Annotated in this window: 12 protein-coding genes; 1 reads left to right on the top strand and 11 read right to left on the bottom strand. The window is 57.3% G+C overall.

Features of this window, described 5'->3' with window-relative positions:
* Nucleotides 1–60: 60 nt before the first annotated feature.
* On the bottom strand, nt 61–576 hold the full coding sequence (locus ACFORG_RS06225; protein ID WP_386734519.1) for a MarR family transcriptional regulator: 516 nt from the start codon (nt 574–576) through the stop codon (nt 61–63).
* A 412-nt stretch (nt 577–988) separates the two neighbouring features.
* On the opposite strand from ACFORG_RS06225, the gene ACFORG_RS06230 reads away from it, so the two are divergent.
* Complete coding sequence (locus ACFORG_RS06230; RefSeq protein ID WP_386734520.1) at nt 989–1,840, top strand: PGN_0703 family putative restriction endonuclease; 852 nt, start codon at nt 989–991, stop codon at nt 1,838–1,840.
* A 367-nt stretch (nt 1,841–2,207) separates the two neighbouring features.
* On the opposite strand, the gene ACFORG_RS06235 is transcribed toward ACFORG_RS06230, so the two are convergent.
* The 10 genes from ACFORG_RS06235 to ACFORG_RS06280 form a co-directional block, all read right to left on the bottom strand.
* Complete coding sequence (locus ACFORG_RS06235) at nt 2,208–2,858, bottom strand: hypothetical protein (protein ID WP_386734521.1); 651 nt, start codon at nt 2,856–2,858, stop codon at nt 2,208–2,210.
* A complete protein-coding gene (locus ACFORG_RS06240; protein ID WP_386734732.1) occupies nt 2,855–4,045 on the bottom strand; it encodes a tyrosine-type recombinase/integrase in 1,191 nt (396 codons plus the stop codon). Before ACFORG_RS06240 ends, ACFORG_RS06235 begins: the two co-directional genes overlap by 4 nt.
* Nucleotides 4,046–4,400: 355 nt before the next feature.
* The gene (locus tag ACFORG_RS06245; RefSeq protein WP_386734522.1) at nt 4,401–5,345 is read right to left on the bottom strand and encodes a 3-hydroxyacyl-CoA dehydrogenase NAD-binding domain-containing protein; all 945 of its coding nucleotides are present in this window, start codon (nt 5,343–5,345) and stop codon (nt 4,401–4,403) included.
* Nucleotides 5,345–6,082, bottom strand: a complete 738-nt coding sequence (locus tag ACFORG_RS06250) for an SDR family NAD(P)-dependent oxidoreductase (protein WP_386734523.1) — start codon at nt 6,080–6,082, stop codon at nt 5,345–5,347. The genes ACFORG_RS06245 and ACFORG_RS06250 overlap by 1 nt, the downstream gene beginning before the upstream one ends.
* Complete coding sequence (locus tag ACFORG_RS06255) at nt 6,079–7,497, bottom strand: aminobutyraldehyde dehydrogenase (RefSeq protein WP_386734524.1); 1,419 nt, start codon at nt 7,495–7,497, stop codon at nt 6,079–6,081. The genes ACFORG_RS06250 and ACFORG_RS06255 overlap by 4 nt, the downstream gene beginning before the upstream one ends.
* Nucleotides 7,498–7,511: 14 nt before the next feature.
* Complete coding sequence (locus tag ACFORG_RS06260; RefSeq protein WP_386734525.1) at nt 7,512–8,444, bottom strand: BKACE family enzyme; 933 nt, start codon at nt 8,442–8,444, stop codon at nt 7,512–7,514.
* A gap of 1 nt (nt 8,445) precedes the next feature.
* Nucleotides 8,446–8,976, bottom strand: coding sequence for a hypothetical protein (locus tag ACFORG_RS06265; RefSeq protein WP_386734527.1), 531 nt, complete (start codon nt 8,974–8,976; stop codon nt 8,446–8,448).
* A complete protein-coding gene (locus ACFORG_RS06270) occupies nt 8,973–9,770 on the bottom strand; it encodes an SDR family NAD(P)-dependent oxidoreductase (RefSeq protein WP_386734528.1) in 798 nt (265 codons plus the stop codon). The genes ACFORG_RS06265 and ACFORG_RS06270 overlap by 4 nt, the downstream gene beginning before the upstream one ends.
* Nucleotides 9,771–9,987: 217 nt before the next feature.
* Entirely contained in the window at nt 9,988–11,127 is a 1,140-nt protein-coding gene (locus ACFORG_RS06275; protein WP_386734529.1) for an aromatic ring-hydroxylating oxygenase subunit alpha, read from the bottom strand.
* A gap of 92 nt (nt 11,128–11,219) precedes the next feature.
* Nucleotides 11,220–12,251 (bottom strand): GlxA family transcriptional regulator, encoded by a 1,032-nt coding sequence (locus tag ACFORG_RS06280; protein WP_386734530.1) that lies wholly within the window; start codon nt 12,249–12,251, stop codon nt 11,220–11,222.
* Between the last annotated feature and the right edge of the window lie 311 nt (nt 12,252–12,562).

Consider the following 12,562-nt stretch of genomic DNA (forward strand, 5'->3'; position numbering starts at 1 on the left):
ACGTTAAAGGCGCGGAAACGGCCTGATCCGTGTCACTTCCGATGTCGCCTGTGCCGGATTTCAGGACATCTCGGGTTTTTTCGTCATGCTCAGCGTGACATCCGAAGACGAATTATCACTACGGCTTCTGGTTTGCCCGTTCCGCCCCGAAGGATTGTGCGCCTTGGCCTTGAGCACCTCAAAATCCTCGCCCTTGCGCCAGGCGCGATACAAGTGGCGACCGTCGCGAGCCTGAGGGAGCGGCAGTTCGGTGATCTCGTAGCGGTGGCCACTGGCGCAACCATGGACGCCCGGGTGCCCGATCTCGGTCACCACGATGAAGCCCTTTTCCTGCAGGTGCTGGAAGGCACGGGCGGCGGTTTGCGGAGAGACGCCCAGCCTGTCCGCAGCCTGCCTGACGCTGAGCGACAAATGCCCGTTGTTGTTGGCCTTGGGGCCCTTCCACTCGAATTTCAGTTCTTGGTAGAGGCATCGCGCGGTGGGCGTCAGAGCGCGCCAGGCGGGACTTTCAGTGAATTTGCGCACGAGCTTGGTGAATTGTTCGCCAGACGCTTTCGATGTGTTCTTTCTGCCCATAGTAGGCTCCTTTCAAGGCGGGACGCATCCCGACAGTTCCGGGGCCTGACGATGTGGAGAGGGAGCTTCCAACACAGACATGTTTCGGTCGTTCCGCTGCTCCGGCCAAAGCCAGACACAATTTTGCCAGCTCAAAGAGCCGACATCGAAACGTCCCGACACATCTTGCATCCTGGACGCTCGAACCGTGCCGTGGCTCGGAAGCGATGTCAATTGCTTAGAAACCGTTGGAGGCGGCCACTAAACTCTGCCAGGCAAGTGCTGACGTCTGACAGCGTCATCTTGGTCGTGGCTCGCCATGCAGAGAACCAAGAGAACGCTCCCAACTTGGAGAACGTTGAAGCAACACACCTTAGGTCGTCCGCACTAGAAAAGCGGATACGAACATGCCGGTCACCACTATACTGCTCCAATGAACCAGAAACCCCTATCAAAACGACCACTGAAGATCCGGGCCGTTGAAGCACTGTTACACGCGTTCTCTCGTCAGCACCCTGACACCGCAATCGACGCGAAAGGATATGTTACGGATTTTCGTGACACTCTTCTGCCAGGGGTGTTTCCGGAGGATTTCGAGGCAGACCTGTCGGCCGGAGACGGTAACGAACTGAACACAAAATTCGGCGCAGCACACTCATCATCGGGACTGGCTGTGAACTGTTTCGCACCGTTCAGACGACAGATGACCGATCTGAAGATCCAGGAGCACGGCACGTTCGATGAGCTCCAGTTCGAACAAAAATGTTCAACCGGACTGAGGGGAGGGCGAGCTCCCAACTTAGACATCCTTCTGTCGGGTCCGAACGGAATTGTCGCGATCGAATCCAAGTTGACTGAATACCTCTCGGCGCACAGGGCCAAGTTCTCACCGGCCTATGGCAAGCAGATCCAAGATACGCGACGCGAGCAAGGCTACTTCCATGAGATGCAACGCCTTCAGGAGTGCCCGGGCCATTATACCAGGCTCGACGCTGCGCAGCTCATAAAGCACGCTTTCGGCCTGGCTCACAACTTTTCCAACAACCGCCCTGTGACGTTACTCTACCTGTTCTGGGAACCAGCGAACCCGGACGTCAGCCCGGAGTTCGCTACCCATCGTGATGAGATCCAGGAGTTCAAGACACGCGTTTCAGGATCATCACCGGCGTTCGAGGCAATGAGCTATCCGGAACTGTGGCGGTTCTGGCGCGAGAACGGATCGACTCCAGCATGGTTGAGGCAGCATCTCGATAACCTGCAGAGGCGTTACCTACCCCACATTTGAGCGCTTCAGTATGTGCCAGAAGAAGTCGCCCCTATCCGATGGTGTCGTATCGCCTCTCACTCAGGAGGGGCGAATAGTTGAAACGAGTGTAGTCTCTTGCGTATGCACTCCTTGCCTGCCAATCGGCGGCAAATAGATCCGTCAAAGCGCGCTGCAATGCTGTTTCAGGCTCACGTCAAGAATCACAAGAACTCTTTCCCTTGTGCGCCTAGTGATACAGGCGCCGTATGCCGCACTTCGAAATCATCTCCCGACCGCAAACAAGTCAGAGCCCGGACGAGCTTGGTTCCGACTCGCGGCGTTTATCCTCGATCAACGCGAACTTCATTTTACCACAACTAACCAAGAAGATACGAAGGAGCAGCCTTCAGGCTGAGGCCACCAACGCTCGCTCTTCAATTGTCAATCGAGTCATAGTTCCTGACAGCTTAGGCTGCACATACTCCGGCACACGCCACGGTGACCAAGTCATCGGACGTTTTGCAAAAACTTTGTCCAGGAAAAGCTCGATGGCTCTAGCAGCGGCGAGAAACTGATGAAACGCTTCGGGATCGTTCTCAAACGTTTTGGATGCCCCGTGGATGCGAAGAGCAGCCTCAAGATGGCAAGTGCTTCGGTACCTTGCAAAGCTCTTCCGTGATTGGTCAACCAGCGAACTCACTTCAGTGGTCTTGCGCTCATGAAGATGAACATGGCGCGCCACTAGCTGAACCGCTCTCCCTAAAATGGGAGGCATGTCGCTTAGGTGAAGTCTCAACAATTCAACAACGACCATTGCACTGTAACGACGTTCGGTCATGTTCGCCCGAACATATTTCCGTTCCAGTAAGGCCTCCAACTCGTTCAATTCGGTTGAATTATTGTCGCAGAGTTCAGTCATATGCCGATAAGCCTGCCAGACCAGCTGGTTGTCGTCATCCCCCTGTACTGCCATTCTAACCAGCACAAAAAGGTCAGGTCGGGCAATCCAAGCGCCGTCGGCGTCGCGCAATGGAAGATAGCGTTTAATCGGCTTCATGCTTCTGCCAATCTGATCACACGTTGCGGGTTACAAGTGACGTGTGTCGCCCAGCGCTCTAGGAGAAGGCGACGTTGTTCCAGAAAGTCTGTTCGGCGATAGGCACGTTCGACTGAACTTCCAACAACGTGACCAAGCATCGTCTCAGCGACCTCATGTCTGGCATTGGTTTCCTCGGCCAGCCAAACCCTAAGGCTGGATCGAAACCCATGCGGACGAGCTTCAAGACCGCGCCGTTCCATTAGCCGGGACATAGTGGCATCCGAAATCACGCCTTTGCGTACGCTAGGAAACAGATAACCGCCCCGGGCATGCCGACGCGCCTGAGCTACGACGCTGAGCGCTTCTGAGGACAGTGGGACACGGAAATCGGACGTCGCCCCTTCACGCCCTTTCACGTTTTCGGCCGGAACGGTCCAAATATCTCCCACGATCTGGCTTTCGGTCATAAAGCGCACCGGCTTTGACCTTACGCCTGTAAGGATAAGCAACCGCAGAGCCAACTGCGCCACGGTCCCCTCATCGAGGCTCTGGTAGAAAGCAGGTACCTCGACCCAAGGCATTGCGGGGATGTTACTGGTCGAATGTCGTTGCTTCCCCAGCAGAGCTCTTGCTTTCTCTGGCGCTTGCAGGTCGACATCAATACCCAGCGCGGCTGCGTGTTTCATACAGATAGACGTTCGGGCCAACGCCTTTTTTGCCGTTTCAGCCTTCGCATGCCAAATCGGGGCGAGACAGTCACGAAGATCGATCTGAGTTATTTCCACGATCGGCACATGACCAAGTTTTGGCAGTACATGCAGTTCGAGCGGCCCGAACCATCGCCCTGCCTTACCATCGCCACGCAATTCCGCTTTACGCGCTTCAAATGCATCCTGTGCGACGTCTCTGAACAGGTGGAGATCGCGCTGGGCTTCTCTTCTTCGCTTCTGGCGCTCTCGGATTGGGTCGCGCCCTTCTCGTACACTGTAGCGAGCTACGTCCGCATGTTCGCGCGCCTCAGCCAACGTAACATCTGGCCACCGACCCAATCCCATTTCACGGCGTTTACCATTAACAGTTACCCGCAAGACCCATTTGCCGCTTTTTCTGTCACCTTTTACAAGCCAGAGCCCTGCTCCGTCGCAATGCTTGCCGGCTTCAAGCCCCGGCAGCCCCCGCGCACTCAACTTATTCCTCAGCACCATTGCTCCATTCTGGTCCACCCTTTGGTCCACCCCTAGATATGGTATTGGGTGAGATAGGTCGAGGTAAAATGAAGTTCGCAGGAAAATACAAGCCAATGAAAACTATGGGCTTACAAGATTTCTGAAACCAGCTGAGATTCTTCCATATGGCTTTTCAATTCCCTCTTGAGGCACCACCAAATTCATGCAGCGCATCGGAATTCGGTGAAATCCCTTGTCACGTTCATAGCATCCTCGCCGTCCATCTCCTGTCGCTTGGTCCCTGCATAGGGTCTATGCTCCGGATCTTCCGTATACTCAGCAGACACGAAGATGTCCTTTCCCAACCAGCGAACCTGATTTGCCGGCCAACGTCTCACGATTTCGAGTTCATACGCAAATCGGCGAGGGACTTTTGCATGGCGATTATCAGAGCATCGCGTTCCGCTGCGAGGTCTTTCGGCGACCTGCCCTTGGCCTCCTCCTGGACGCCTTCAACCAGCGTTTCGATCACCTCGTCGGTCAGGTAAGGTTGACCCAACCCGTCCCACCAACCGTTAAAGGTGTTACGGAAATGGTCGCAAAACGCACGCAAACCGCCTTCTCCAGCGCCTAGATTGAAGAGCATCGTGGGCCCCATTGCAGCCCATCTAAGCCCTGGCCCCGCCCACATCGCCTTGTCGATATCCTCGACGCTGGCCACCCCTTCGACTGCCATGTGAACCGCTTCGCGCCAGACTGCTGCTTGAAGCCGATTGGCTACGTGGCCGGGCATGCCTTTCCTGATCCGGATCGTGACCTTGCCGATGTCATGGTAAAACGCCTCTGTGCGCTCCAGAATTTCACTCCCCGTTCGATCATTGGCCGTCAATTCAACCAAAGGGATAAGATGTGGCGGGTTGAACGGGTGGCCAAGGATGAGCGGTGCAGGATCATTCCAACCACCTTGCAGCGCCTCGAGCGTCATGCCGGACGTGGAGCTTGATACAATGGCATCCGCGTTCAGCATCGGTTCGATTTCAGCATAAAGGGCGTGTTTGATTGCTTCTCGCTCGGGCACGTTTTCCTGAATGAATGAGGCGCCCTCAACAGCCTCGGCAGCCGTCGGCGCAAAGCTCAGCGCCTCGGGATTTCCGCGGCCCGCAAGGCCCAGTTCTACCAGTGTCGGCCACGCGTTTTCGACCGCCGCCCTCGTCTTCGCCTCTGACTCCGACGCCGGATCAAAAACGGTAACAGACCGCCCCGCGGCGAGAAAAAGTGCGGCCCAGCTGGATCCAATGACGCCGGCACCCAGAACGGCCGTATGGCGTATGTCAGACATCAAAACACTCCGGGATTCAGTGGCGATGCGGCCGTCATGCCGCCATCGACGGTAAAGAGTTGGCCGGTCGCAAAGCCCGCCTCGTCTGAGGCCAGCCAAACCGCCATGGACGCGATATCGCCCGGTTGACCAAAGCGGCGCACGGGGTGGCGCGCGATTGCATCACGTTTGGCAGCAATCGGATCACCCGCCAGATCGAACCCGGCCTCCAGCATCCCGGTATTGATCCAACCCGGGCAAATGGCATTGCACCTGATGTCCGGCCCGTGATCGACCGCCACAGAACGCGTAAGCCCATGCACGAAAGCCTTGGACGCGTTGTAAAGCGCCATGGACGGATCCGCCACATGCCCCGAAATAGAGCCTATATTCACGATGGAAGCACCGGGCCGCATGGTCGGAATAAAGGCACGACAGCAGTTGAACACACCCCGGCAATTCGCGCCGATAACCAGTTCCCAATCGGCGTCTGTGCTATCGGTTATCGACTTCTCCACCTGCACTCCGGCGTTGTTCACCAATATGTCCAACGCACCGATCGCCTCCGCCACCGCAGTCACTGCCGCAGGATCGCTCACATCCAGATTGTACCAAGAACACGGCAAGCCCTCGGGCGCATCGCCGCGGCCACAGGTTACAACCTCCGCGCCTTCCCTTAGGAAGGCCTCGACAATCGCACGCCCGATGCCCTGACGCCCTCCGGTGACAAAGGCGCGTTTGCTTGCCAGACGAGTCAATGTGCCACCATGACGTGACGGATCGACGTGTACGCATCGAGTGCGTAGACACTCATGTCGCAGCCCGTGCCCGAGCCCTTCATCGCTGCCCAAGGCATCTCGGGCGTGCCGACACCATGGGTGTTCACCCAAGAAAATCCGTAGCGCAGGCGCGACGTCATCGCCATGGCTTGACCCACGTTCGAAGTCCAGACAGATGAGGCGAGCCCGTATCGGCCGGAATTGGCCACCTGTACCGCCTCGTCTGCATCCGAAAACCGCGACAGCGTAACAACCGGGCCGAACACTTCATCACGAGCGATTTCAGCGTTGTTGTCAACATTCGCAACGACGGTGGGTTCGTAGAAGAACCCCGGACCTTCGGCGGCCTTGCCCCCGGCGACAATCTCGCAATTGGGACGCGCACGTTCGACGAAGGCCGCCACGCGGTCTCGCTGCGCCGATGACACGATCGGACCCATCTCTGTTCCATCCGCCTTGGGGGGTCCGATCCGGATGCCCTTCACCTGTGCTTCGACGGCTGCAAGCAGCTTGTCATAAGATCCATCCTGCACGAGCACCCGACAGGGTTGCGCACAGTCTTGCCCGGAATTGAAGAAACCACCATAGCGGATGGTTTCGGCCACCGCGTCTAGATCAGCGTCATCGAAAACGATGACAGGTGCCTTGCCGCCAAGCTCCAGATGCACGTGACGAATCTGCTGGCTGGCCGCACGCATTGCCGCCATTCCAGTGGCGGGCGACCCCGTTACGGTTATCGCCTCCATTTGAGGGCTGTTGATAAGTTGGTCGCCGACCGAACAGCCGCGACCGTGAATAACATTCAGCACACCCTTGGGCAGCACATCCTGCAGCAGTTCTGCCAGTCGCAAGGTCGACAAAGGGGTGATTTCCGACGGCTTGAGCACGACGGTACACCCGGCAGCAAGCGGCGCGGCCAATTTCCACGACGCCATCATCAGTGGATAATTCCAAGGCGCGATTGCCGCCACCGGTCCGACCGGATCGCGGCGGATCATACTGGTGTGCCCGGCAACGTATTCGCCGGCGGCCGACCCCATCATGGTTCGCGCCGCCCCCGCGAAGAAACGGAAGGTGTCGATGGTCAAGGGAAACTCGTCATCCCGTGCCGACGGCCAGGGCTTGCCGACATCAAGGCTTTCAAGCTCAGCCAACTCGTCTTGGTGGGCCTCGACGATATCGGCGATCTGCAGCAGAAGTGCCGCACGTCCGGCAGGCGGGGTATGCCGGTAAACTTCGAACGCCTCTTCCGAACTGCGTACCGCGGCGTGAACCTGTTCGGCGGTGGCCTCGGCTATCTGAACGATCTCTTGCCCTGTGGCGGGGTTAAGGACGGCAAGAGCGTCGCCCATTCCATCTACCAACTCACCATTGATCAGCATCTTGGTCTGCATGTTTCACCCACCCGTTAGAAATTCACCCGATCCGCGCCTTTTAGTGCCAGCCGTTCCCGTGCTTCTGCGGGCGTGGCCACTTCGAGACCGAGGTTCTCGACAATTTCCCGGATCTTGAGCACCTGTTGGGCGTTCGACGTCGCCAATTCGCCCTTGCCGATAAAAAGGCTGTCTTCCAGTCCAACGCGCAGATTGCCGCCCAAAAGCGCGGACTGCGTCGCGAACGGGATCTGGTTGCGCCCGGCGGCCAGAACCGACCATTCGTAGTTCTCCGGCCCGAAAAGACGGTCGGCGATCGTGTGCATATGCATGAGGTTGTCCAGGTCAGCACCTACACCGCCCAGAATGCCGAAAACCATCTGGATGAAGAACGGCGGCTGGATCAGCCCCTGATCTACAAACCATTTGACGTTGTAGAGGTGACCCAGATCGTAGCATTCGAACTCGAAACGCGTGCCATGGTCTCCGCCAAGTTTTTCTATCGCGTATCGGATGGTTTTAAACGTGTTGGCAAAAATGAAATCCTCGGTCATCTCGAGGAATGGGCGTTCCCAGTCGTGCTGAAATTCTGTGTATTTCTGAAGCATCGGGAAGATGCCGAAATTCAACGAACCAACATTGAGCGACGCCATCTCCGGACTGGTTGTCGTGGCGGCAAGCATGCGTTCGTCCATGCTCATGCCCAGCCCCCCACCCGTCGACACGTTGATGACAGCATCCGTGGCCTGCTTGATGACTGGAAGAAACTGCTGGAACAACTCCGGACGCGGATCGGGTTTGCCGGTCTCCGGTTGGCGGGCGTGCAGGTGAATTATGGACGCTCCTGCTTCGGCCGCCTCGATACTTGCGGCGGCAATTTCTGCAGGGGTTATCGGCAAGTGTGGACTCATCGAAGGGGTATGGATGCCCCCGGTAGGCGCACACGTGATGATGACAGATTTCGGCATGTTATCCTCTGCTCAGCGCATCAAGATGCCTGCTTGCTCGTTTCGCGACCGATTTCCGCGTGTCACAAGCCAACCGCGTCAGATGAGGGCGAAGCCAATCTGCAAGATCCGGGTCTGTTCGTGCGAGACGTGCAAGGTATTCAATCGAATTGTTCAGCACGATCCAATCATCGTGCTGCGCGAGGTTTCGCTTTACCAAGGTCAGTGCCGCGAGGGCCTGCTTGGGCGTCAGATCGGCCTGTGCACCCTCGAATAATTTGGGAAGCGTCCATTGGGCAGAGGGCTGATCAAGATTTCCAATCTCGTCGATCAACTGGTCCATCAATGGCAAGATCAGATCGGGCCGCTCTGCCTGTACCCGGCGCAACGCGTTCGAGACTCTCAGGCGCACGACCTCATCCGAAGAGCGGTAGCAGTTGAAAAGCTCGTCGATCCGGGCGGGTTCGACAAGGACCGTTTCAACAACCTCGACCGTGCGACCAAGAGAGTTCGGATGCCCGCCGGACAGCATGTCGGCAAATCGCTCGCTCATAGTCTCATCTGCTGGACTTGTGCGCTCAATCCGCCGTCCAGAACCCAGAGCTGTCCGCTGGCATAGCGCGCTTCGTCACTGGCAAGCCAGTTCACAAGGTTCGCAATGTCCTCGGGCGTACCATAGGAACGCATCGGATGCACGTCGCGAACGGCTTGTTGCAGTTGGTCGATCGTCTTGCCATCCCCGCCGGAGCCGTCACCGGTGAAAAAGCTCTGGAGCATCGGCGTATCGATGTAACCGGGGCAGATCGCATTGACCCGAATTCCCTCGGGGCCGTGATCGCAGGCCATTGCCCGGGTCAGCGCATGCACGGCACCTTTCGTCGCGCAATAGGCCGCCAGTCCAGGGTCTGCGATAAACCCATCGTAAGACCCGAAGTTGATGAGCGATGCACAAGACCCCCCGCTGGCAGCAGCGCGCATAAGCGGAAGGGCATATTTCGACGTCAGGAAAGTGCCGGTCACATTCACCGCGAAGGAGCGGTTCCACTCCTCAAGGCTTGTGTCCTCGATCGTCTTTTCGATCTCGATTCCTGCCGCGTTTACAAGGATATCAAGTTTGCCCTGATCTTTCTGCACCTGCTGCATGGCCGCGATGACATCGCTTTCCGACGTGACATCTAGACGAACAAAGTTGCTCCCACCTCGCTCCGCATCGTTGAGTGACCCGCCCTCGCTCAGATCGGCGGCATAAACCGCAGCACCTTCGCGTTGCAACCGGTCCACGATGGCGCGACCAATGCCGCCACGGCCGCCTGTTACAAGCGCGACTTTACCCTCCTGAACGCCCATTAAGCAGCCTCTCCTATTTCTGAACGAAGATAACTGGCGGCGGCCACGGGCAAACTGGTGGCAACCGCCACTACGTCTTCTTTCGCCGCAGCGCGGCCCAAGACCTTTCCCGCCATGTTGAAAAAGCGCGATGCAAGATTGTGGGATAGTTTACTCGAATCTGCCCAGAAGACCTGCAGCGTCTTGATGCAGCGCGTACCGGCGGAACAACGCAAAGTCACGGCGCAGCCCTTGCATACGCATCAAGCACAAGCCCATGGAAATGGTGCACGGCATGTTCGGATTTGCCCGATCCTGTCGGATCCGAGACGATGCGCCCCTGCGTGAATGCCGGGGTTTCCATACCCCGCTGCACGCTTTCGACAAGGTTGATGTCTTCGACCTGCAAAACCTCGTCAAGATAACGCATGGCGTCCAGTTCCATCGCGTCGGGTTCGGCTGTCTCAAGAAAGAAATCATAGGTTTCCAAGGTGCGATCAGGCCCAACGGGAATGATGTTAAGGACGATCATGCTGGAGCGGCCCGGGTACCGCATCAGGCAGGTTGTGGGCCATAGCCACCAGACCGCATGGGTGCGCACCGTCGCATTCGACACATCATAGGCCGAGTTGGCGTTCTTTCCCGCGTCGGCCATATGGCTGGAATAGATACCGTAGGTCGTGACCTTGTAGGTATCCATGTCAACAAGATCGCAGAAATCCTTGTGCGCGGTCGGGCAGTGATAGCACTCAAGAAAGTTGTCGACGACGTTCTTCCAGTTCGACCGGATGTCGTAGGTGAGACGGCTGCCGAAGGTTAGTTGCTCGATGTCCGGCGCCCAATGGCGGATTTCGGTCTCCAGATCACCGGATTGAACCGAGAGCGGCTCCGCTTGAGGATCGAGATTGACGAAAACGAAACCCGCGAATTCCGTGACCTGAACCTGATCCAGGCAAATGTCCCGCACGACGAAGTCTTCGAGGTGATCCGTCTCGGGTGCGCGCACCAGTTGACCGTCAAGCTTGTAAACCCAAGCATGATAGGGACACATTATGCGCGTGGTCTCACCTTCGCCGTTGAGAAGTTCATGTGCACGGTGCTTGCAGACATTGTAGAAGGCGCGCAATACCCCTTCCCGGTCACGAACAACTGCAATTGGGTTGCCAGCGATCTGCGCAGTTACATAGGCGCCCGGGGTACGCAGTTTTTCGACGTGGCAAACCCATTGCCAGGACTTGGCCAGAATGCCGGCGCGGTCGACTGCGAACCAGTCCGCTCCGACATAGGCTTCTTTGCGCAAGGACATGGCGCGCGCTGGATCGGGATCAAACCCTTCCCGGATGGCCTTGAAGGCACGCTCATCTGGAAACTGAGGCATATGGAATCCTCCCAACGAGAATCAGGATCTGCTGTCTTGATTCTTTTCCGGATCACCGCGCTAGACTATACACAAATAGCCGCCGAAACGACTTAATCGGCCTTGCCTTTGGGCGCACGGTGCATTGGCCAAGCTCGGAATTCGAAGGGGATGCGTCCTTGGATCCGGTCCTTGCTGGGCGGCAGGCCAAACCGGTCCTTGTAGGCTCGGCTGAAATGGACCTGGCTTGAGAAGCCACTGGCAAAGGCGATTTCTGACATGGGCATAGCTGTTTGCGTGACAAAGCCGCGCGCTCGGTCAAGCCGGATATCGCGATAGTAGAGCGCAGGCGTTTTCCGGACGCATTGTGCAAACAGCCGGTCAAGCTGACGATGCGAAAGACCAACCTCCTCGCACAACGCGGAAATGGAAAGCGGCGTTTCAAGATTTGCCTCCATCACCCGGATGGCCGCACGAACCGCCGTTGGAACGGAATTCCCCAAAGGCTCTGCCTGCTCCGGCAACTGGGTGGCACCATGATTTCGCAATGGCGGAGCAAAGACATAACGTGCTGTTGCGTTGGCCAGCGCACTGCCGTGGGATTGCTGGATCATGTGCAGCGCAAGGTCGAGCGTCGCCGACCCGCCGCAACACGTAACGCGACGCCTGTCGATCACCCAAAGCGCCTCGCTGACGGCAGTGTTGGGAAACAATTCCTGAAACGCATCTATGTGTTCGTAGTGGACCGTCGCCGTGTACCCCTCGAGAAGCCCGGCATGGGCAAGGATGAAGGCCCCCGTGTCGATCCCGCCGATCAGCGTCTGCCGCTTGTCCGCTTGCCTGAGTGTTGCACGCAACATCGGCGACAAATATGCTTCAGGTTCCCAACTCGAGGAAACGAACAGGATATCGGCCTTAGCCATCGCGGCATCGGCGAAGGCGATCGTAGCGATATCCGTCCCATTGCTGGCGCTGACCAATCCCCCCTTTTCGGACACGATCTGCCAGCGGAACAATGCCATGCCTTCAAGGTAATTGGCCGCGCGAAACGGATCCAGAAACGACATCGTTGCGGCCACGTTGAAGTAAGGCGTCACCACGATACGCAACTCAGTGGGTGTTTCGTCCCTGCTCCGGTCTGACATCAACAGGATCTTTGTCTTGTCTCAGACCACGACGTTAGCTTTCACGCTTCTTGATGTAAAACCTGACCGCCTCTTCGCGGAGTTCGCCTCGGTCGGTTGGCCGGTTCAGTGTCTGACCCTCTATCAACCGCCGATGACAAGACCATCTGCGCACGGTGATTACATTGAGTTCCCGAACCACCCCTTCCCTAGACAACGAGAGCTCCAGTGCAAAGAATCCTCCCGGTTCTTGACCTGCACGACAGTCTGGAATCCGCTTTAGTCTGCCTACCGCACAGTGTAAGAGCCTGTGCCACGCGATCCGCGACGGA

The sequence above is a fragment of the Lutimaribacter marinistellae genome (genome assembly GCF_042648365.1).
Taxonomy (GTDB): domain Bacteria; phylum Pseudomonadota; class Alphaproteobacteria; order Rhodobacterales; family Rhodobacteraceae; genus Lutimaribacter_A; species Lutimaribacter_A marinistellae.